The organism is Flavobacterium branchiophilum FL-15 (assembly GCF_000253275.1).
Classification (GTDB): domain Bacteria; phylum Bacteroidota; class Bacteroidia; order Flavobacteriales; family Flavobacteriaceae; genus Flavobacterium; species Flavobacterium branchiophilum.
Genome location: NC_016001.1, coordinates 2,336,727 through 2,360,174, shown reverse-complemented (window position 1 = coordinate 2,360,174; position 23,448 = coordinate 2,336,727). Strand labels below are relative to the sequence as shown.

Sequence of the window (23,448 nt, the reverse complement as noted above, 5' to 3'; positions counted from 1 at the left end):
CTACTACTCCCAATTTTCTTTTGGGTTTACCTTCTAAATAAAATCCTATATAAAAGATTAAAAAAGGTATCAAAATACTATAAAAATAAAACATCATTACTCTTTCTTTTTTGTTTCTATTGTTTTGACTTCTCTTTTTGTTTCCTCTCCGCCAAGATATTTTGTAATATTATCCAACACCTCTTTCCAAGATTGCTTTTGTTGTTCTCTTGAGAATTTTTCTGGTGCCATACCCATATCTACTTCAGATTTACTATCTATTGAGAATTTTATACTACCATCTTTATTTTCTTGAAGTCTAAATGTGATTTTACCTTTTTCAATATGACCTTCCATTGTTCCAAAAGTAGCAGCTAAGTTATCCTTTTTTTCTCCCATTCCTATAACCTTTACATACCCATCATTCATTGGCCCGTCAATATTAATTTTAATAAAGCTTCCTATTTTAAAATCAGAGGAATTACCTTCTCCATCAACTGGAGAATTAAATGTAGCTTTAGAATTGGTCAAGAAATCTTGTGGATTCTCTTTAAAATCAGATTTAAAATCAGAAAATGATTTTTTAGAATTTGCTACTGTAACAGAATAATGTTGCCTTTGTGCATCTGCCGATGGAGTCTTCTGTTTTAAGCTACCTGGATTAGATCCGGTTGTTCTAAAGTTTTCCCATTCCAAACCTTCTAACTCCCTACCGTCGATAACACGGTTTTCAGCAAAATTATATACACCGTTATAAACGTATTTCTCAGCAAGAGGATCAATTGACATAAATCTCCCAATAGCATAATCATAATTTCTCCATTTGAAACTATCCCAGTTTAATCCTAACTCGTCTTGGCGTTCTTGTCCTTGGTACTTATAATTATAAACCAAAGGAAACAAAGGCGTTACAGGTTTTATTTTGGAGGCAACACTTTCACGCACATACAACCGCTTGTCGGAGTTGTAGTTGGTGTGTTTGAGCCCAAAAGGGTAGTAGTGGTTTTCTTCCAAAATCGACAAGGCTCCCGTGGGCGTTTGCGTGTAACTCATCCTGATATTCCCCAAATGGTCTGTGTAATTAAACACATAATTGTACAAACTACTTTCAGTTAATTTGTAAGATTTATTCACATTTACATAACCTTCAGCATGCGGAAAAAACACCAACCCCCCATCGCCAGAAGGCAACGTTTTGTACTGAAACCCGTTAATGTAATCGGTTGTTGTAATTACTCCTGCCTCGTTTACCACTTTGTTCACTTTTTGCCCACTTGCGGTGTAAATATACGTAATGTAATTGGAATTACCAAATAAAATTTTTGTAGGTAAATTCAAGTGGTTGTAAGTGATATTTTTGATGTCTTTGTTTTTGTCCACAGTCATATTGCCGTTGTTGTCATACTCAAAATCATCGTTTTGGGTGTTGCCATCGTTAAAACCCTTTGGATTTGCCGTGTCATCTGTAACCGACAACAGCAAATTTGAATCAGGTTTGTAAGCATATCCTAAAACATCCATTTCTTGAGCATACATAAACGACGAATCAGAATCCAAATCGCCATTACGTCTCAAATTCAAGATGTTACCATTTTTGTCATATTCCAATCGCTCATCATACGAACCAGGAAAAGGGTTTGTACTTTGCGGTTTTTCGTATTTTCCTTCCAGCAACCTATTCAAATGATCATAAGAATAGCTGTATTTTCTCAATACATTGTCCGATGAAGTCCGCCAAAAAGTTTCCGAAATATTGCCGTTAAACAAAGGCGTTGCCGACACGGGTTTTTGGTAATTGATTCTAAAACTAAACAAATCCATCGGATCGCCCGCTTTGCTCAAGCTATTGATGTCGTTGATGCCCATGAGCCACCCCCTAATGTTGTACGAATAGTTCACGTTTTGTAAGCCAGTGCCAGTAGCAGCACCCCCCACTTTTTTAGACGTTAGTTTTCCCAATTCGTCATACGAGTTGTTGGCCAATAGCTGTATTGCCCCCCCGTTTATTTGATGGGTGTGCGTCAGCAAACGGTCTTGTGCCGAGTATGTAAATACTTCATTTACACGTATTTCTGCGTCTGTAACCGTACGTTTGTGGCGGGTTTCGGTGCTGATTGGCTTGCCCACAAAGTCCAAATTGCTGTCCGTTTGCGTGTAGCCCCCCAAGTAATGCACCGTTTTGGTTTGAATCGCTCGGGCCTTGTAGTCATACAGCGTATAACTCGTTTCGCCCTTCTTGTCGGTTGCCCCTTGGCACACCCGCACCCATGCCCCCGTGGCCAATCCCTTGGGCTTTAGGCTGTTGTTGTAATAAGCCGTACCAAAAACCGTTGGCCCATTCGGAAAATTGTAATCGTCATAATAATTCACCGACAAAATTTTGAACCCCGTAGGTGCCACCACATTGCTATACCACACGCTTATGCCGTCTATCGTGCCAGCGGTGGTTTTGGATTCGTTGAGTACCGTAGCCCCGTTTTGAGCATTCTGAAGTACCAACCGTCCCGATGTCGTAACAGTTGTGCTGGCTTGCCAACCCGTATATACAGGGCGGTTTAAGGCATCATATTTGGTAATCATCCAGCCCGTAGTACCCTCGCCAAAAGGCGAAAAAGCAGGGCCTGTGGCCACAGGGCGGTCTAGTTTGTCATATACAATAAACTCCCATTGCTTGCCAGGCAGCTTTTTTTCGACCAATCGGTTACGGTAGTCGTAGCGGTATTGGTAGCACAAGCCCGCCATTTGGCTCGTTATGCTGGCATTGGTAACCAGTGGTGGCAGCACAAAACTCAAGTTGCCATACTGGTCATACACATAATACGTGTCGTGAGCCACGGCGCTGTTAAACGACCGTTTGAGCACCACTTTGCCCTCCTTGTCCTTAAACTCTTGGGTCGTATTGTTGTTGCCCGTTGTCCAGTTTTCGTCCTTAGTAACGGATTTATACAACTGGTTTGCAGTATAATAGGTGTTGCCCGTAGCGTTGTTTAGCACCGGTTCATACAAGCCCAAGGCGGCATTCCAAGTGGCGGTGGCGGTGTATAGTTTTACTTCGGTAGCGGTGTTGGTTTGATAGTCAAACTTGATGGTTTTGTTGCCATTCAGGGCCCACTCGTTGCCGGGTGCTGCTTGTTGCATTACACGGTTTAGGGGCGAGGCCTCCAATTGTTTTTCGCTATACGGATTTTGGTCGCCATACCAGTTTTGGTATTGGGTTATCAAATTGGTTTTGACCGTGTTGCCGTCCAGGTACTCCAGGTTGTTTTGCCCCGAGGCGTAGGGCAAATACTCTTTTGTTTGCCGGCCAAAGGCATCATATTCGATGTGTGTAATGATGTCTTTTCCCGAGTTGGATTGTTGCCCTGCAATTTGTTGTATGGGTCTGCCCAATCCGTCAAAATAAGTAATGTTTTCCACTTTTTGAGCCGCAGTAGGAGCAGGCACTAGGGTGGTTGGCACTTTGTAGGTAGTGGTTTTGATGTAGTTTTGAGACTGTGTTTGAGCCTCAAGCAACGCAGGCAAACCTACCAAAAGAGCCACAAAGGCTTTGAAAAGCCATGCCGATTGGCGTTTTTTTACAGTTGTCGATTTCATATCTTTTGGAATTAAGGTTTGTAGTGGTATTCGTTTTCAGAGAGTTTGTTGCCATTTTTGTCGGTTACGTTTTGCAAACGACCAAAAGTATCATAGTTATACCTCATGACATCGCCTTTTGGGTCGGTAATAGTGCTCACCCCAATAAGCGGTTTGTGTGTATAAGTTGTAATCATTGCCTTTTGTATTGCAGTATTGCTGCTGTTTCTCAAGGCATCAATGGCAGGCAAATTGGCTTCTGTAAGGCTGCTAATATTGGCAACACCCAAGGCGGCAGCTACTTGTGCATTTGTAGCATTTTCAAATTTGGCAATAGGCTGCGTTTTGTTGTACCCCCAAATAATGGTAACCGGCATGCCCGACTCTGGCGTATATTGTGTGAGGTTGCCACTTGTATCGTAAAAGTCTGATGTTACTTTTAATTCTAAATTGCCTACATTTAAAATATTGGGTAAGTTATTAGGAAATTTAGCTGCATATACACTTTTAGGTAATAAGAAATTGTTTGTAGTTGCATCTTTTGCATAGGTTGTTTTTTGTTCCGAAATTTTGTCTGCTGGCAGCGTTGAATTCAAATAAGACACTACCTTAATAGGAGTATCTTTTCTGTTTTGTGAAATTAACTCAGCCATATAAGGTTCGTTTGCTAAATCAGATGGATAAAACATTTTGTTAATATGAGCCACGCCCTTACTATCAGTTGTCGTTATTTTTGTAGGCTGGTTATGATTTAGATTTTCATATTCGTATTCCTTTGTAACCGATAATAAATTGTTATTAAAATTACTAGTTTCAGTTTCCTTTTTTAAGGTTTTTGTTTGTCCTTGAAGGGTGTAGGTGTTGAAAAATTGTAAACCAGAATCATAAACATTAGTAATAATGCCCTTAACATTTGTTGTTTTTAATGTATAATTATGTTCAAAATTATTTATTTTTGTAACTAATCCGTTGTTATTTGTAATTAAAATACTTGTTTTTTCTCCTGCTAAAGTTGTTTGAAATTTAGGTAAAGGTGGCATTTTATCATCTATCATGAAATTATTAAGTTCAAGATAGTTTTTATAAGTATTAAAGGTGTTTTTAGTAAAACCATTAGAATTATCTGTTTCAGTTACTTCACCGTAACTAATATTAGGACCTGCAAAATTCAAATCTAAAGGATCCCTTCCAGATGAAATAGTATAATAAAATCCTGACATATAATGTCCGCCATTAAAATTCACATTTTGAATTAATTGACTGTATAACGAACTTGCATTACTTGGCACTATATTATAAAAGTTTAAGTGATAATTAGAAGGATATGTAGAATTAAAATTCCAAGCAACTTTGTTCGTTGTTACGGGATTAGTAGTTATTTTTGGGTAATTATAATTATAAAACGTCTCTTTAATTATTGTATTATCATAATTCTTGTTAGTAATTTTCTTTATTCTTAATCCACCAACATCATATATGGGATCGTATTTACAAATTTTGAGTTGAGTAGAATTGTAAAAACAATTACCATAACCATAAACTTTTACAATGTAAGTATGTCCATTTATTAATAAATTTGGATTAATTACTTTTCGAATTTGTTTAGTTGTAGCGTAATAATTTATTTGTCCGTAATTATAAATAGGGTTTAAACTTAATTCAGAATATGAAATAGTTTGAATTGTCTGATTATTATTAGTAGCATCTATTAATTCTACAGCAGTTGAATTAGAAGGAGTACAATATGCTGGAGCTAAACCAGTTGGATTATAACTTCCATTAAGTGGACTTGGAAACATTAAAGAAGAGTTTAATATTAAAATTTCATTATTAGCAGTTTGATTATAAGTAAAACTTTTTATATTATATGATCCATTTAATGTTGGATTTGGATTTATATTAATTACATCATACATTGTATTTGTATTAATTTTATAATCAGTGGGGCTATTTGAAATATGTTTTTCAAATTCAAAATTAATTGTTCCTTTTGTAGGATAAGTAATTTTCTCAAGTGCGCCAGCTTTTGCAAAATTTAAATCAACACTTCTATCTGCAACAAAATTAAAATTATCATAGAAATTTTTTTTAGGAAACATTGTGGTGTTATTCTTACCGTTAAAATATCCCCATTTATCTTGAGAAAATGACAATTTATGTGGAAGTAAAGTATTATTATATTCAAATACATAGGGTTTAACTATTATATTATCACAACTTTTTTCTATAACACTATTGAGTTGAAGTCTTTTTAAATCAGAATTAGTTATATTTTGTATATTGGGATTTGTTGATATAATATTTGAATATGAAAATGATATTTTCTTTATACAATTTTGACCATCATAAATAGAAATTTCGTCTAATTTTTTTGCAAAAGAATTTCCTTCATTTTCTAAATCATCTCTATTGCTATATGTAAATATAATTTCTATTGTATCAGCTTTAATTTTATTTACTAATTTAGATTTTACATGATTTTGAAGATAAGTAGCAGTATTTGTCATGCTTTCAGGTGAATCACTTGAATATGGACTCTGTACAAAATTATAGTATTGATAGTCTGCATTATCATAACACTGACTACCATTTGGTAATGAAGAAAGGCAATATACAGTATTTTTTGTAGGTATATTAACAATTTTATGTGTGTAATTGTTTTCAATATAATCTAATTGAATTTTTTTTGAATTATTTGAATTTGAAATTTCAGTTAAAAACCATGAATTGATTTTATAATTATTCTCATTTAAAACTTCACCAATTTGAGAGCTATAATTTTTTTCAACAGCATTATTTAAACCAAAATTTAAACCATTGTCATTACCAAACTTATAAATTAAACCTGAGGGTGAGATGGCTTTCCATGTTCTAAAAAAATTAGGAACAAAATCTTCCTTAATGATGAAATCTGAATTTTCAAGATAAACTACCTGTCTTTGGTCATTAAATACAAATTTACAACCACCTTGAGGGGTACTAAAATAAAATAAATCAGGCTGTCCATCTTTATTACCATAATTTACATCTTGTATCCATTTTACGAATTGAGTATATCTATCACTAGGTATAAATTTATTTAGTTCTATATCTAATTTTGATAATCCATAATTTAGGTAGTATCCATTTACATCAACTAAACTTAAGTTTACATTTGAAATATTACCTTCGTCGGGTCCACTTTTAATGATTCTACTAACAGTTCCTCCTACATTTAAAGTCCAGTTTTGACCGACACAAGATGCGATAGATTCTACTTTTACACCAGATGCGTCATATTCTAAAGAAATAGGAAGTGTCATACCTCCATAATTAAGTGTATATATAGGAATACTAACTTGAGGAGTTCCAGATACTAAATTAACTGGCATATTCATATATTGCTCAAATTTATTAACTTCTGGAGATTTTACTTGTGGTTTTAAATCAACGTTTACTTGCCCCAAAGCTATTTGAAGTGTAAAGGTGCAGGCTATTATAAATATTTTCTTTATCATAATCAAATTAATTTTTTAGGTTAGTTCCTTTAATAATTTTGACAGTGTCGTGTTGTTTGTCGGTATCTATATTGATGATGTAGATTCCGTTTGGATACTGTGCCAAGTTGAGCGGTATGGTGTTGCTGGTAATGGCAAAGCTTTGAAGTTGTTTGCCCGAAAGGTCGTATAGGCTTGCAGTGCCTGCTTGGTAAGGGTAGCCCACAATAATGTTTGTAAAAGCCGTAGTGGGGTTTGGGTAGGCCTCTAGGCTGTTACGTTGGGTTTGTGTTTTGTTGTTGTCTTTGAGTTTGACTACCCAAAAATCGTTGCTTCCCATAGTTTGCGATTTGTCTCCCGAGGGTTTTGCGTTGGAGGTGCCAGCCATCAAATAGCCGCCATCTCTGGTTTCGATGGCTTTTTTTAGCAAGTCGTCGCCTTTGCTGCCCACGGTTCGTTGCCACAGCGGTTCGCCCATGGCGTTGGTTTTTATCATGATGTAGTCGCCACCATCGGTTTTTTGATTGTTTACTGGGGTTGTGGGGCTATAGCCACCAAGCAATAGGCTTTGGTCTTTGTTTTCTACCATCGAGGTCAGTATGTCGGTAGTGTCGGTGTTATATGTTTGTTGCCATATCATTTGTCCGCTGGTATCGAGTTTGATAACCCAAAAGTCAGCCCCATTTTCGGCAAGGGTTGTGCTGCCCCCCGCCAAAAAGTTGCCGTCTTGGCATTGGTGCACTACATAAAGCTGGTCGTCGCCTTTGTTGCCCAAGGTTTTTTGCCAAATCATGTTGCCGTTAGCGTCTGTTTTGATGATCCAAAAATCGCCAATGCCGTTGTTGTCCTCTAGCTTGTTGCCGCTTGTGGGCGAGTTAGAGTAGCCGCCCAAAAGGAAGCCTCCGTCTGCAGTAACAACAAGGCTTCTGAGTTCGTCAAAAAACTGTCCGCCAAAGGTTTTTTGCCACATCAATTGTCCATTTCGGTCTATTTTTACTAGCCAATAATCCATGTTGCCAAAAGCTTCGCTGGTTTTGTCGTTGAGGGTGTTGGTATCGTCTTTGGGTTCAGATGCCGAGGAGCCGCCAATGATGTAGCCGCCGTCTGGAGTTGGCTTGATGCTCAACAATTTTTCTTGTCCGGTGCCGCCAATCGTTTTTTGCCATTCTTCCTGCCCAGCAGCATTGAGTTTGATGATCCAAAAATCGTCGTTGCCACGAGCAGGTTCTTTCTTGTCAAAATCGGCACTGGGCAAAGGTTTTTTGTTTAGATTAACAATAAATGAGGCACTAGTTCCTGCAAGTACAAAGCCGCCATCTTTAGTAAGGGCCACGCTTTGTAAAAAATCTTGCGCCGATCCGCCAAAGTTTTTTTGCCAATCTAAATCGCCATTTTCTTTCATTTTCCAGACCCAAAAGTCTAAATCGCCATTGTTTTTTTCGGATTTGTTTCCCGATTTTTCGGACAAAGAACTCCCCGCCAAAATAAAGCCATAATCAGGCGTAGGCAGTGCATCCATCAAATAATCGGCATGCACCCCACCATAAGACCGTTCCCACTGAATGTCTTGAGCATTCAGGCTACCAAAAGACCATCCAAGTCCCAGCAGCCACAACCATTTTTGTGTCATGTTGTTTAAAATTTAGTATTAATTGATAATTGTTGATTGTTGATTGTTGTTTGTTGTTTGTTGTTTGTTGTTTGACAATGGTTAATTGATAATTCAAACCTCAAATTTCCACTTTCTTACTTAAAATTCCTTTCAAATATAATATAAAAAAGTATTCGAGCCAAAATAAATGTAAAAAATACCATAAATCAGGGATGTAAAATAAAGCCAAATAGACGAAATGTATTTTTTTAAGGTTGAAAATCTTTGTCTTAGCATGTTTTTTTGTGGTTATACGGGTAGTTTTTTTTTAGATTGGCTTCTTTTATGTTTACAGTTTTTGGGATACGGGTTTCAAGAAACAAGAAACAAGAAACAAGAAACGAGAAATGAGACACGAGAAACGAGTTTCAGATAAATTTACCAACTTCATACTTCATACTTCATACTTCATACTTTATACTTCATACTTACAAGCAGCCGCCACATTTGGCATTTCCACGCAGGGGCTGTTCCCGCCATTCGCTGTATCTTTTTGTTTTTAAAGAAAAAACAAAAAGGATGCCGCTACTTTCGGGGCTAGGTTGCAGCTTTCGGAGTATGTTAGTGATGTTTTTAGAACAGTATCATAAGATTATTCAGTTAGATAAAAAACCCAAGCAATTGCTCGGGTTTTTGGTTTTGTTATTGAACTATTAATTTACATTAACATCAAAAGAAAGTGTATCAGTAAAAACAGGTGTAACTCTATCATTAAACTCATATTTTACTATACTCCTAATAATGTTTCTACCTTTTTTTGTTAAAACTTCTTTTACATCTATTTGACAAGGATCAACTTTTTTAGTTGTACGCTTTACTTTTGCATTATCAAGACCCACATTTTCTATTGTAAAACTACGTTTCGCATTTGGTATATTAGCAACTATATAACTGTACTTTAATGTGTCGCCTATTTTTAAATTCTGGTCTTCTGCAATATTAAATTTTGATTTGTTTGCGTATTTATATTGATAAGTTTCTATTTGAAAATATCCATCATATTTAGTTACTCCTTTTTCATCAAAATGAATAATAAAAGATGATTTTCCTAAATCATCATACACTACGTATTTTTCGAGTAATCCGTTTGGATTATAAAAGGTACTTTCTAAAGTTACATCTTTGTTTTTGCGAAAATGAATTTCTTCTATTTTACTATTATCATAATAATATGAACATTTTCCATTAATGTTACCATTAACAAATTGTCCTTCAGATATTTTAGTACCTTTCTCGTTATAGTTTATAAATTTACCATTTAAAATAGTGTCACCACTTTTAATGATATATTCATTTGTCCCAATTAATTGACCAGCTGAATTATATTCTTTTAAAGTGTAAACTTTATTTTCTTTAAAATAATAAAAAGCAATTATAAAACCCAATATTAAAATTGATAATATTAAAAATATTACTTTATTGTTTAGTTTCTTTTTCATTATTCCTTTTTTGTTGTGCATCATAAATATCTTTCCTTACATATGTACTATTGCCTGTTTTAGCATCATAAGCAGTTCTTACAAATTCTGTTGCACTGGTTGATCTAGGTTTGGTTTCTTCTTTATTTCTTTCTCCTGTGGAATTAGTTGTTGAGTTTACTGTATCTACTCTTCCTGCAACACCAGAAGTAACACAAGTAGTACTAGAACCATATAAAAAATTCTTAATCATAGTAGCAAATTTACCTAAAGCTGATACTTGACTTAGACGTGGTGCACTTCCTCCAATGGCTGGAATGACTGATGATTCAAAAGAGTCTGTTGTAATTCCTGATTGTCCGCTTGTGTCTCCTGACCTGTCAGTACCCCAAATAGTAAAACCATTTGTGATATCAAAAGCTGATTTATTAGTATTAAAATCTTTAAGAACTTTTCCGTTATAACTTATTTTTTTGGTTTCTCCGTCCATCAAAAACCTATTTCCGTTTACATCAGTGCTTCCCCAAGCATATCCTAAATTTACATAACCAAATTTATCTCCTGTACCTTCTTTCCAAGTAACATTTCCTGTAAATTTGTTTAAATACCAATCTACTGGCTTCATACCATCGGGATCAACAAATCTCATCGGGTTATCATAAGCATAGCAGTAAGGAGACCACCTTCTCATCTTTTCCGCTAGTGGGTCAATATTCATCCATCTCCCAATCGCAGGATCATAATTTCTCGCTCCATAATCGTAAAAGTAAAGCCCCAACTCGTCTTGGTATTCCTTTTCATTGTACTTATACTTATAATTTGGTTGCAAACTATTAGCATTATAGCCCCTATGTTTTAGTCCAAAAGGATAATAATGATTTTCTTCTAAAATTTCAGAATTTACAATCGAACCATTATTATTAGTATCGCTATAACTCAAGCGTACGTTACCCAAATGGTCGTTATAATTAAATATATATTTGTAAGAACTTCCGTTGGGTTTTATATAACCCTCCGCATGAGGAAAAAATTCAAGTACACATCCAGCATCTGTAATTTTGTACTGAAACCCGTTAATGTAATCGGTTGTTGTACGGTCGTTGTTCTCATACACTATTTTTTCCATTTTTTGCCCACTTGCGGTGTAAAGATACGTAATGTAATTGGAATTACCAAATAAAATTTTTGTAGGTAAATTCAAGTGATTGTAAGTGATATTTTTGATGTCTTTGTTTTTGTCCACAGTCATATTGCCGTTGTTGTCATACTCAAAATCATCGTTTTGGGTGTTGCCATCGTTAAAACCCATGTAGGTTGGGGGTGTATCAAACACCATAAGTAACAAATTTTTATTAACGGTATCATACAAATAGGTCGAATGATCTATTGGATTAGCAAATTGATAACCAACTGTGCCCAAGCCTCCGTTTCGAAAAAGAGATTTTTATATTTCCGTTTTTTTAAATATTTTTAAAAGCACACTTTTAGGGTGTGCTTTTTGTTTTATTTAGGTTTCGCATAGTCTGAAGACTTTGATTTTAATTTTTATATCATAATTACAGAATTATAAAAATTACTTTCTTTTTTTAAATATTTTACTTAAATTATAGAATATCAAAATATATACTAGCAATATTGTAATTGCAATTAGCCATTCATTCACATCTTTTATTATGTCAATTTTATAAAATAAGATAGATAAAAGATTAATTATAATTAGAAAAATTACAATTATAATAAGAGTTACTATACTTAATGAGGCACTAAAAGAAGTATGTTTGTTGCTACCAATTCGTTTGTAAAATACATTGTATATGTAATTTTGTATATAAATAAGTAATTTCATATTTAAAAGTCATTTTTATTTAATATTACACCACCATTAGTGTTTTCATCTAAATAAGTTCCAATACCTTTGGCTTCTCCAGTTGTTAAATAAGAAACTCCCATTGTACTTAAATCTGCCACAAAATAAATTCCCGCCACTACTGAACCTACGCCAGTAAATGAAATAGCTGCCATGCTTGCATTAAAAACATCAGAAGCTTTTAATTCACCATTTTTATAAACATTAACGCCTGTCATTACTAATGATGCTACTGCTAAACCATTATTAATATTTCTTGGTAACTGAAGCTTACCTGTCTGGTGAGTTCTAACATTTTTATATTTTAATTTACTCCACGATTTTTCAAAAACATTATTAATTATACCGTTTTTAGATTGATGCCATACTTCATTTTGTAAATGAAAATTCGACTTATATCCAACATATAAAGAGCCGAAGCCTAAGGAAGAATTAATCCAAAAAAGTGGGTCAGACAACACAGAACTATTTGAAGTTTGTGTGTTACTCGTTCCTGTAACAACAACTTCATTTAAAATTGTTGTCGTAGTTCCATCGGGATTTAATCGTTTTGTACTTCCGTTAATATCAACAACTTCAGTATTATCAGGCACGTAAGTATTTCCTCCTCCATATATTCTATTAACATCTTCTTGGTTATTAACTTTTGGATCCCAAAAGATTGTCTTACCATTATTAACCCATCCCGTAATATTACTACCCCTTTCCTCACTTAAACCGGTAGGATCACTCCAAAAAACTGGATTGTTAAATGCAAAACGATATGGAGAAATTCCAGGTGCCAACTCTGCTAATCCATCCATCCCGTAAAACCTACCAATTGCACTATCATATTGCCTAAAGTCCATCGCCGTAACATTCAACTCCAGCTCATCCTGCCACTCTTTTCCATTAAACTTATAATTATAAACCAAAGGAAACAAAGGCGTTACAGGTTTTATTTTGGAGGAAACACTTTCACGCACATACAACCGCTTGTCGGAGTTGTAGTTGGTGTGTTTGAGCCCAAAGGGGTAGTAGTGATTTTCTTCCAAAATCGACAAGGCTCCCGTGGGCGTTTGCGTGTAACTCATCCTGATATTACCCAAATGGTCTGTGTAATTAAACACGTAATTGTACAAACTACTTTAAGTTAATTTGTAAGATTTATTCACATTTACATAACCTTCAGCATGCGGAAAAAACACCAACCCACCATCGCCAGAAGGCAAGGTTTTGTACTGAAACCCGTTAATGTAATCGGTTGTTGTACGGTCGTTGTTCTCATACACTCTTTTTTCCATTTTTTGCCCACTTGCGGTGTAAAGATACGTAATGTAATTGGAATTACCAAATAAAATTTTTGTAGGTAAATTCAGGTGATTATAAGTGATATTGTTGATGTCTTTGTTTTTGTCCACAGTCATATTGCCGTTGTTGTCATAATCATAATCGTCAATTGCATTATTGGCATCATTAAAACCGCTCGAGTTGTTTGTACCATCAAAAACACCCATAAGCTTGTTAGAATTGGGTAAGTATTTATAATTTAACTTATCTATTACAATAGCTCCCATTTGAGCATCATAATCACCTGTTCGAACTAAAGTATTAATGTTACCATTTTTGTCATAAGACAAACCTTCGTTGTACATTTTGGTTACAACTCCAGATTTTTCATACACCGCCTCCAGCAACCTATTCAAATGATCGTAAGAATAGCTGTATTTTCTCAATACATTGTCCGATGAAGTCCGCCAAAAAGTTTCCGAAATATTGCCGTTAAACAAAGCGGTAAAAACCAATTTTATAAATTAGTCTTAAATATAATGACCTCTCAATGAATGAATTTGAATACTATTTTCTTCAGTGATTGAATAAACAAGCCGATCTTCGTGTGTAATTCTTCTAGACCAAAAGCCTGCCAAATCATATTTTAAAGCTTCAGGTTTTCCAATTCCATGATAAGGCGCTATTTTTATTGCTTCAAGTAACAAATTAATTTTCTTTTGAACCTGTTTATTTCCTGATTTTTTCCAATATTCAACATCAATAAGAGCACGATCTGAATAATTTATTTCCATAAATCAGCACTTTCAATTGTCTTAAATTTACCTTGTTTAAATTCTTCTTTAGATTGCAGAATCTTATCCACAAAATCTTGATTATAAGGCTTTTCAATGTCGTCATTAGTATCAAAATCAACATTAAAGCCAACTAATATTTTCTTTATTGCGGCAAGTTCTTTTTTGTTTTTTGGCTTTACAGTTAAGGTTGTCATGCTATTCATCTTGAAATTAGAATCGTAAATGTAATAAACTTTAAATTAGTACACAAGTCTTTTTCTAAATAAATTACATTTTTTTTTATCTTTTTTTTGGGCGTTCCCTTTCAGGTCGGGCTTTGCGCTATATTCCCGATTGGTATAAAGCTACGAGCAAAGCCCTTGTTTTTATCCATCGGGAGATGCAGCTTCAATCCCTAACGCAACCTTTAATTTAAGTTGAAAACAGAGCAATTTAAAACTTTTAAATTTAGTTTTTTTACTTTAATTTTTAAAAACCCTATAAACTTTTGGTTTACAGGGTGTTATAAAAAAATGATTATTATTTTAGTATTCTTCAAAGTCTGGAGGCTTTACAGAGCATTTTCAAATTTTGGAGAGCTGGTTAATTTATTAATCCTCAACATTAAAAAACATAAAACTATTTAATTTTATTGAATCTTTGTTATTTATGGAGTAAAGTAAACCATCGAAATAAAATTTATATTTATGATTTGAAATCTTTTCTATTCTCATTTTTAAACTATTATTTTTTGGTTCAAAATACAGAGTATTATATTTGTTTCTAATTAAAAAATTTTTAATTAAATAATTCGTATTATTTTTTTCACCAAAATTTATGAAATCAGAAGAAAGAACATCATTTAAAGGAACCCTAAAATCAATATGATATTGGTTGTAATAAGTTGAATAAGTGTAATCAATAATGTTAATTTCTTTTATTTTATTATTATTTGTGTCTTTTGATTTTATTATTTCAAACTTATAAAATCCGAAATAAAAACTTTCTCCATTAATTGTAGTTCTAGTAGTATTAACTCGATAGATTAAAGTTGAAAAAATTGCTATAAACGAAATAAATGCAATAATTTTATTTTTCATAATTAGTGTTTTTTTTTATTCACGTATTTGTAGAGGTGTAAGTACTAGAGGAGATCCTTCTCCAGAATGTTTACCTGTTAGAAAATCTAGAGCTAAAGTTACTAGTTTCTGAGCCTGCCCAACCGTTATATCAATTTGCAATTCAGGAAAAACTTTAGAAATTGGAATACCCACTTCAGTAAATGTCTGATTTATATCGCCAGTTTTATATTCACTTTGTCCGCTTTTTTGATCTCTTGACTCATCTTTAATAAAATCGCTACTATTATTTACTTTTTCAGCAATAACTTTAACTTTAGATTCAAAAAAACCACCATCAGCATTTGATTTTTCTTCTTTAGTTGCCTCTCTAGATGAAGATGAATTTACTTTTTCGCTGTAATCAGTGTATTTCACCTGATTTCCCATTGCATCTGTATAATTTTTATCTTCAGGTGTATAAGTAATATTCGAATTTGTTAAAGTGGTTTTACCTATAGTTCCTTCAGAATTAATTTGAGTTGATAATGTTGTTTTTGCTATAGTAAAGCTACCATTCTTGTGATTTGTCTTTGTATATGTTTCATGATTTACCATTCTTTTATCTTTATTTTGAATAGCATAAGTTATTGTATAAGTAGGGTCAACAACTTGCATTCCATCAGGATCAATAAACCTCATTGGATTATCAACACAATAATTGTATGGAGTCCATCGTCTATACTTCTCCGCCAACGGGTCAATATTCATCCAACGCCCTATAGCAGGGTCATAATTCCTAGCTCCATAATCATACATATTAAGTCCAAGCTCATCTTGCAACTCCTTTCCATTGTATTTATAATTATAAACCAAAGGAAACAAAGGCGTTACGGGTTTTATTTTGGAGGCAACACTTTCACGCACATACAACCGCTTGTCGGAGTTGTAGTTGGTGTGTTTGAGCCCAAAAGGGTAGTAGTGGTTTTCTTCCAAAATCGACAAACTACCTGTTGGAGTTTGCGTGTAACTCATCCTGATATTCCCCAAATGGTCTGTGTAATTAAACACATAATTGTACAAACTACTTTCAGTTAATTTGTAAGATTTATTCACATTTACATAACCTTCAGCATACGGAAAAAACACCAACCCACCATCGCCAGAAGGCAACGTTTTGTACTGAAACCCGTTAATGTAATCGGTTGTTGTAATTACTCCAGCCTCGTTTACCACTTTGTTCACTTTTTGCCCACTTGAGGTGTAAAGATACGTAATGTAATTGGAATTACCAAATAAAATTTTTGTAGGTAAATTTTATTTTTTTAAAAAACCTTTGTCAAATTTTCAAAATTTGACAAAGGTAATCCCATCTTACTTCTTATTTCTAACTTCTAACCTCTAACTTCTAACCTCTAACCTCTAACTTCTAACCTCTAACTTCTAACCTCTAATTTCTAACCTTTAACTTCATACTTCATACTTCCCACTTACAAGAAGCCGCCACATTTGGCATTTTCACGCAGGGGCAGTTCCCGCCATTCGCTGTATCTTTTTGTTTTTAAAGAAAAAACAAAAAGGATGCCGCTATTGTCGGGGCTAGGTTGCAGCTTTCGGAGTATGTTAGTGATGTTTTTAGAACAGTATCATAAGATTATTCAGTTAGATAAAAAACCCAAGCAATTTGCTCGGGTTTTTGTATTAACCATATTATTTACATAATAATACTTCTATTTTATCCAAATAGGATCACTTACTCTTTGTAAACAAGGATATTTTTTTCTTTCTATTTTATCTGATTTTAAACCCTCATATAAACATTTAAAATCAATTCCCTCTACTTGATAATTCTTTAAAAAATTATTTGTAGAAATAATATTTCCATCTTTCTCCTTGTATTCTTCTTTAAAATCTGATAAAAATCCTAAAAAATCATTTGTATCAAATCCTATTAATCTATAACTTTCTCCTGTTTCTCGGTTTATAGCTAGAATAAAAGACGTAAAGACGCCAGAAAAGATACCTAAAAATTGATCTTCACCACTTGTTAGATTCCTTTTATAGCTAATATTATTTGTAAAATCCTTATTTTCTCTATCGTTTAGACTAATTTTATAAAATGCAAATTTGGGAGCAAATACTGAAGTTGTGAGATTGAAAGAACCTTTAATTTTTAAAGTATCTAATTTTAAATTGATTACATCTGTAAAGGTTTTATACAAAGAATCATTTTTTACAACAGTAGAATCCATTCCTCTAAATTTTACATTTTTATTATTTAAAAATAAGTGCATCTTAAAAATAGAAACAGCATCTGTTTTAAGTTGTGCAGATAAATTATAAAAATTTAATAACACAATAGATATATAAATTAATTTCTTCATTATTTTTTTGTTTTTTTTTTGTTTTCTCTAAATTTAGTATCATAATGTTCTTGATAATCTAAAGCAGTTTTGGATATTATACTGTTTCGATTAGCAGGATCTTGGCAATTATGAGAAGAGCCCTCACCTTTACCAAATATATTTGAATATCCTACGGGATCAGCTGCTATAGAAACACTATGACCAAACTCGTGTGGTAGTATATTTGAGGTTATATCTGCACTTGCACCTATGGTTGTATATGTTTTATTTTCACCTATATTTCCATTTGATTTATCCAAAGAAAAGGTTGTGACACCTCCCCCAAAATCCGAAGCATCTGCAGTTGATACAACAATATCTAAATTCTTAGTTTCTCCAGCATTATTTTTATAGGTTAAATTATCAGCAATTGCAAAGTTGGTTGGGTCAATAGTTTTAAAATTATCAATACTTTTTTGTGTATGTTGGTATTTAGAATCGGCTCGGTCAAATGCTCTATTTGCTTTATTTAAATCGCTCTTTGCATCATTGTAAGCTCTTTTTTCATCTTTCGAAGCGGTCTTTTTATTATATCCAGAAGATTTACTATCAAAATTAGCTTGGGCAGCTTCCTGATTTTTTTTAGCTTCATCTCGAGCAGCTTGATCTCCATTTATAACTATCATCCCATCAGGATCAATAAAATAAATTGGATTATTATTAGCGTAGGTATAAGGAGAAAAGCGTCTTGAAATTTCAGCCAATGGGTCAACATTCATCCAACGCCCTAAAGCCGCGTCATAATTCCTCGCCCCATAGTCATACATATTCAACCCCAACTCATCTTGATACTCTTTCCCATTGTACTTATACATATAATTTGGTTGCAAACTATTAGCATTATAGCCCCTATGTTTGAGTCCAAAAGGATAATAATGATTTTATTCTAAAATTTCAGAATTTGCAATCGAACCATTATTATTAGTATCGCTATAACTCAAGCGTACGTTACCCAAATGGTCGTTATAATTAAATATATATTTGTAAGAACTTCCGTTGGGTTTTATATAACCCTCCGCATTAGGAAAAAATTCAAGTACACATCCAGCGTCAGTTTTTTTGTACTGAAACCCATTGATGTAATCAGTAGTAGTTCGTACTTCATTTTCATACACTACCTTTTGTACCTTTTGCCCGCTTGCCGTGTAAAAGTACAAAATAGAATTCATATCTCCAAATAAAATTTTTGTAGGTAAATTTTATTGTTTTAAAAAAACCTTTGTCAAAATATCAAAATTTGACAAAGGCAAAACTATCATTACTTATAACTTCATAGTTCATAATTCTAACTTCACACTTACAAATTAGTACTATTATTTTATATATCCGACAAGTTGTTTTTTTTAGAAATCTCAAAAATACTTCTTGAAAAGAATAAAAATAAAAAGAATAAACTTAAAATACCATTATAAATTCCATTCAATAAATTAGACTGTGAAGCCATATATGTATATAGAGTATACTCTACAGCCAAAATTAAAAAGATTATTATCAAGAAATAATATAAGTTTTTAACCTTAAATGAATAATAGATAGGTAATGACAAGAAAATAATATTAGTTATAGGCAATAATAGAAAAATGAATAAAAAATAAAATATATCTTGAAAATTCTCTAAATTTCCTAATGAAATTAATGCGTAATTATCATTTTTAAACATCATAAAAATGTAGAAAAATAAATACTTTGAAAGTATATAAATTATTATACTTAAATTATTTGGTTTAAACATATTTTTATCTTTTATAAAATTTGGTTGGATAATATGAGAAATCATACTTTTTTGCTGAACCAGGTAAATATGAAGTACCTGGGTCTGTGGATGGTGCAGTATGTGTTTTAACAAACGAAGGTTGATTATACTGCATCATTTGATGATTGACAAAACCTTGATTAGCAGTCATCGTCAAAGTTGAAGAAGGAAATATACCTGTATAAGCATCAATTGAAAGACTTTTATTATTACTATTATAATTAATACTAAGTTTTTGTGCCACATCAACAATTTTATACCCCATCAAGTTCATTCCAAGTTCCTCAATTGGAGAAACACTAGCGTGTTGTTCCATATTTACATTTACACCTGTTGAAGTTGAAGTCGCTGTTAGAACGTTATTACTTCCACCATCACCTGGATAAAAACCATTTGATGTTCCAATTGGTGTGTCACCAACTTTAACAGATTTAGTTGCAGATATACTAGTTAATTCTCCTTTTTCATTTTCATTTCCTGTCAAACTAACAGTTGTTGTTAGTTTGTCTCCTGCGGGAGAATCACCCATAGGTCCATCCCAAAGTTTATTGTCTATATAACTATTAAAATTAAAAGTTAGAGTTTTTCCTAAATAAATTTCTCCAGATTTTGTAGTAGCCTGCGAATTAGCATTATTATCCCAACGAATTTTATTGTCTTGACCTAATACCCAATCAGTAGGAGCCATCCCATCAGGGTCAGTAAATCTCAAAGGATTGTTAAAACAGTAGTTATAAGGAGAAAATCTTCTCATTTTCTCCGTCAAAGGGTCAATATTACTCCAACCTGCACGGGCAGGGTCATACATCCTCGCCCCATAATCATACATATTCAACCCCAGCTCATCTTGCCACTCTTTCCCATTGTACTTATAATTATAAACCAAAGGAAACAAAGGTGTTACGGGTTTTATTTTGGAGGCAACACTTTCACGCACATACAACCGCTTGTCGGAGTTGTAGTTGGTGTGTTTGAGCCCAAAAGGGTAGTAGTGGTTTTCTTCCAAAATCGACAAACTACCTGTTGGAGCTTGCGTGTAACTCATGCTGATATTCCCCAAATGGTCTGTATAGTTAAACACATAATTGTACAAACTACTTTCAGTTAATTTGTAAGATTCGTTTACATTTACATAACCTTCAGCATGCGGAAAAAACACCAACCCACCATCGCCAGAAGGCAAGGTTTTGTATTGAAACCCGTTAATGTAATCGGTTGTTGTACGGTCGTTGTTCTCATACACTATTTTTTCCATTTTTTGCCCACTTGCGGTGTAAAGATACGTAATGTAATTGGAATTACCAAATAAAATTTTTGTAGGCAAATTTTATTTTTTAAAAAAAACCTTTGTCAAATTTTCAAAATTTGACAAAGGTAATCCCATCTTACTTCTTATTTCTAACTTCTAACCTCTAATTTCTAACCTTTAACTTCAAACTTCATACTTCACACTTCACACTTACAAGAAGCCGCCACATTTGGCATTTTCACGCAGGGGCAGTTCCCGCCATTCGCTGTATCTTTTTGTTTTTAAAGAAAAAACAAAAAGGATGCCGCTACTGTCGGGGCTAGGTTGCAGCTTTGGGAGGGGTTACGGTGGTTGTTACTTAGCACAATTTTTTTTAGGAGAGTATCTATTTTTTGTATATTAATCATTTTTTTAATTTACTTATTTGTACTTTGATACATATTTATAATTAAAAACCAGTTCAAATTGGACTGGTTTTTTTTGTATATTTATTTTTTTATTGTTTTCTTGACGAAAATATTTGAAGAAGATATTTAATTAAATAAAGGCAACAAAAAATGATGCAAATTTGCGATAAATCTTTATTACTAATTCCTTTGTATCCAGGATTAAAATAATATGTATTCAAGTATAATCCAATAACAGCAATTGATATTATAAACAATATAGCTGAAAGTATTTTATCTAACATTAATATAGTCTTGTTCATTATTTCTTTTCTTTTTTTAAATAATCATATATCGCATTCATAACTGTATTATATTGGTCCCTAGACATACCTTGAGCATCAAACTTAATAGTGTTTTTACCATCAAAAGCACTCCAGTTACCCGATAATATATTATGAACTGTTACTGCTGAGTCTGTAATTCTTTTAGCTCCAGAAGTATTCCCATACCTATCATTATATGCACTATGCTCTTCCATTGTAGTCCCGTTATGAGCATAAGCATCTTGTAAAGCATGTACTCCTTGACCAAATGCTTGAATGCCTTTACTATTTGCTATCAAATCATTTAGCTTGCCCGATTTAGCTGATTCAAATACTTTACCCCAACCAAATTCCATTCCTCTTTCAGTAGCATCGTGAGCAGAAATTTTATCATTATCTTTTTCCCAACCAGAACGCATAGAATGCCAAATATTATGATTATATCTTTTGCCATTCCAATCGGTAATCTGCGAATCTTTAGTTCCAGAATAATCGATAGTTGCATATCTATAATAGTTTTCATCTGTTGGATGAAAAATATTATTTAATGTTATAACCCCTCCAGGATTATCAGCGTAAACTGATGCGTAATGAGCTAGTAAATCCGCTTGTTCTTTACCTATACCTGCGGCTGATAACGAGTTATAAGTCAAATTGTAGTGTCTTGTAATTGTCCACTGACCTTTAACATCTGCATTTACTAAAGGATTATTTAAAACATACTGATATGGGGTAATAGGATAATACGCTTCTGCTTTTGAACCAATTACTCCCCAACGTCCAATATCAGGCATATAATTTCTCCAACCATAATCATACATATTCAATCCCAATTCATCCTGATACTCTTTCCCATTGTACTTATACTTATAATTTGGTTGCAAACTATTAGCATTATAGCCCCTATGTTTTAGTCCAAAAGGATAATAATGATTTTCTTCTAAAATTTCAGAATTTGAAATCGAACCATTATTATTAGTATCGCTATAACTCAAGCGTACGTTACCCAAATGGTCGTTATAATTAAATATATATTTGTAAGAACTTTCGTTGGGTTTTATATAACCCTCAGCATGCGGAAAAAACTCAAGTACACATCCAGCATCTGTAATTTTGTACTGAAACCCATTGATGTAATCAGTAGTGGTTCGTACTTCATTTTCATACACTACCTTTTGTACCTTTTGCCCACTTGAGGTGTAAAGATACGTAATGTAATTGGAATTACCAAATAAAATTTTTGTAGGTAAATTTTATTTTTTTAAAAAACCTTTGTCAAATTTTCAAAATTTGACAAAGGTAATCCCATCTTACTTCTTATTTCTAACTTCTAACCTCTAATTTCTAACCTTTAACTTCATACTTCATACCTCCCACTTACAAGCAGCCGCCACATTTGGCATTTTCACGCAGGGGCAGTTCCCGCCATTCGCTGTATCTTTTTGTTTTTAAAGAAAAAACAAAAAGGATGCCGCTACTGTCGGGGCTAGGTTGCAGCTTTGGGAGGAGTTACGGTGGTTATTACTTTGTAAAGTATCTTTTAAGTCAAAACAGATATTTTCATTTTCGATTTTATAATTTTTAAATGATAAAAACTACTCTATTTTATAAGAGTAGTTTTTATGACAACTTAAAATTCATAAATCTTCGTATTTTAATATTTTAGCATCATCAATAATAAATTTTTCCGAATCAATAATATTATCGTATTTATATTCAAAACTAAATAATATTGTAAAAAATGTTTGATAATTTTGAGCATTCATTTTTTTATCATCTAATGTTTTATAACTAAAATCATAAATTTGATTACCTTCTTCATAGATAAGACTATATATTTTGTATTTAACATTATTTTCGTTAGTAAAAAGTTCTAAATAATAACATTTATTTGTGTTTTTAAATGCAATTTTTTTTAAGCTGTATTTAAATTTTAAATCTTTTGTTGAAACTTCCTTAAATATTTCCTTTAAATAATTGATGCTATTAATTTGTGATGTGTTATAATTTAAAATAACGTAATAAAAATCATTTCCATCTTTATTTAAAGACGTATATAACAACGCATCTTTTATGTCATTAGGTTTCCAATTGGATGGTATATTTATCTTTACATCATTATAATTATATGTTTTCCATCCTTTCAACAACACGCTCTTGCTAACAACTTTATAATTAACCACTGTATTTAATTTTATTTTTTTTTCTTTACAACTGACAATCAAAAATAGCAGCATCAAATATGATAATATATTTTTCATA

At 33.0% G+C, this 23,448-nt stretch carries 16 protein-coding genes and 1 pseudogene; all 17 read right to left on the bottom strand.

Annotated elements, in window-relative coordinates; translation table 11 throughout:
• Positions 1-96: 96 nt before the first annotated feature.
• The gene (locus tag FBFL15_RS10180; protein ID WP_014084509.1) at positions 97-3,573 is read right to left on the bottom strand and encodes a DUF1990 family protein; all 3,477 of its coding nucleotides are present in this window, start codon (positions 3,571-3,573) and stop codon (positions 97-99) included.
• Between the two features lie 11 nt (positions 3,574-3,584).
• Positions 3,585-7,049, bottom strand: a complete 3,465-nt coding sequence (locus tag FBFL15_RS10175; protein ID WP_014084508.1) for an RHS repeat domain-containing protein — start codon at positions 7,047-7,049, stop codon at positions 3,585-3,587.
• A gap of 7 nt (positions 7,050-7,056) precedes the next feature.
• On the bottom strand, positions 7,057-8,658 hold the full coding sequence (locus FBFL15_RS10170) for a T9SS type A sorting domain-containing protein (protein WP_014084491.1): 1,602 nt from the start codon (positions 8,656-8,658) through the stop codon (positions 7,057-7,059).
• Positions 8,659-9,332: 674 nt separating this feature from the next.
• Positions 9,333-10,118, bottom strand: coding sequence for a toxin-antitoxin system YwqK family antitoxin (locus FBFL15_RS10165; RefSeq protein WP_014084507.1), 786 nt, complete (start codon positions 10,116-10,118; stop codon positions 9,333-9,335).
• Positions 10,096-11,433: an RHS repeat domain-containing protein gene (locus FBFL15_RS10160; RefSeq protein WP_148267911.1), complete on the bottom strand. Its 1,338-nt coding sequence runs from the start codon at positions 11,431-11,433 to the stop codon at positions 10,096-10,098. Before FBFL15_RS10160 ends, FBFL15_RS10165 begins: the two co-directional genes overlap by 23 nt.
• 512 nt (positions 11,434-11,945) lie before the next feature.
• A complete protein-coding gene (locus FBFL15_RS16850) occupies positions 11,946-13,073 on the bottom strand; it encodes an RHS repeat domain-containing protein (protein WP_231847461.1) in 1,128 nt (375 codons plus the stop codon).
• 18 nt (positions 13,074-13,091) lie between these two features.
• The gene (locus FBFL15_RS16845; RefSeq protein ID WP_044032250.1) at positions 13,092-13,748 is read right to left on the bottom strand and encodes a hypothetical protein; all 657 of its coding nucleotides are present in this window, start codon (positions 13,746-13,748) and stop codon (positions 13,092-13,094) included.
• A 15-nt stretch (positions 13,749-13,763) separates the two neighbouring features.
• Positions 13,764-14,027 carry a Txe/YoeB family addiction module toxin gene (locus FBFL15_RS10140; RefSeq protein ID WP_014084505.1) on the bottom strand — a complete coding sequence of 88 codons (264 nt, stop codon included), beginning with the start codon at positions 14,025-14,027 and terminating at the stop codon, positions 13,764-13,766.
• Positions 14,018-14,224: a DUF2683 family protein gene (locus FBFL15_RS10135; RefSeq protein ID WP_044032249.1), complete on the bottom strand. Its 207-nt coding sequence runs from the start codon at positions 14,222-14,224 to the stop codon at positions 14,018-14,020. Before FBFL15_RS10135 ends, FBFL15_RS10140 begins: the two co-directional genes overlap by 10 nt.
• 396 nt (positions 14,225-14,620) lie before the next feature.
• The gene (locus tag FBFL15_RS10130; protein ID WP_014084503.1) at positions 14,621-15,109 is read right to left on the bottom strand and encodes a hypothetical protein; all 489 of its coding nucleotides are present in this window, start codon (positions 15,107-15,109) and stop codon (positions 14,621-14,623) included.
• A gap of 15 nt (positions 15,110-15,124) precedes the next feature.
• Positions 15,125-16,312 carry an RHS repeat domain-containing protein gene (locus tag FBFL15_RS16840; protein WP_044032248.1) on the bottom strand — a complete coding sequence of 396 codons (1,188 nt, stop codon included), beginning with the start codon at positions 16,310-16,312 and terminating at the stop codon, positions 15,125-15,127.
• 485 nt (positions 16,313-16,797) lie between these two features.
• Complete coding sequence (locus tag FBFL15_RS10120; protein ID WP_014084502.1) at positions 16,798-17,451, bottom strand: hypothetical protein; 654 nt, start codon at positions 17,449-17,451, stop codon at positions 16,798-16,800.
• Positions 17,451-18,335, bottom strand: a pseudogene (locus FBFL15_RS17155) (RHS repeat-associated core domain-containing protein); the annotation flags it as partial. The gene FBFL15_RS10120 and the pseudogene FBFL15_RS17155, both read right to left, overlap by 1 nt.
• 18 nt (positions 18,336-18,353) lie before the next feature.
• Positions 18,354-18,641, bottom strand: coding sequence for a hypothetical protein (locus FBFL15_RS17150; RefSeq protein WP_050881294.1), 288 nt, complete (start codon positions 18,639-18,641; stop codon positions 18,354-18,356).
• 567 nt (positions 18,642-19,208) lie between these two features.
• Positions 19,209-20,480, bottom strand: a complete 1,272-nt coding sequence (locus FBFL15_RS16830; protein WP_231847460.1) for an RHS repeat protein — start codon at positions 20,478-20,480, stop codon at positions 19,209-19,211.
• A gap of 702 nt (positions 20,481-21,182) precedes the next feature.
• A complete protein-coding gene (locus FBFL15_RS10100) occupies positions 21,183-22,355 on the bottom strand; it encodes an RHS repeat domain-containing protein (RefSeq protein WP_044032245.1) in 1,173 nt (390 codons plus the stop codon).
• 468 nt (positions 22,356-22,823) lie between these two features.
• Positions 22,824-23,447, bottom strand: coding sequence for a hypothetical protein (locus tag FBFL15_RS10095; RefSeq protein WP_014084499.1), 624 nt, complete (start codon positions 23,445-23,447; stop codon positions 22,824-22,826).
• Position 23,448 lies beyond the last annotated feature (1 nt).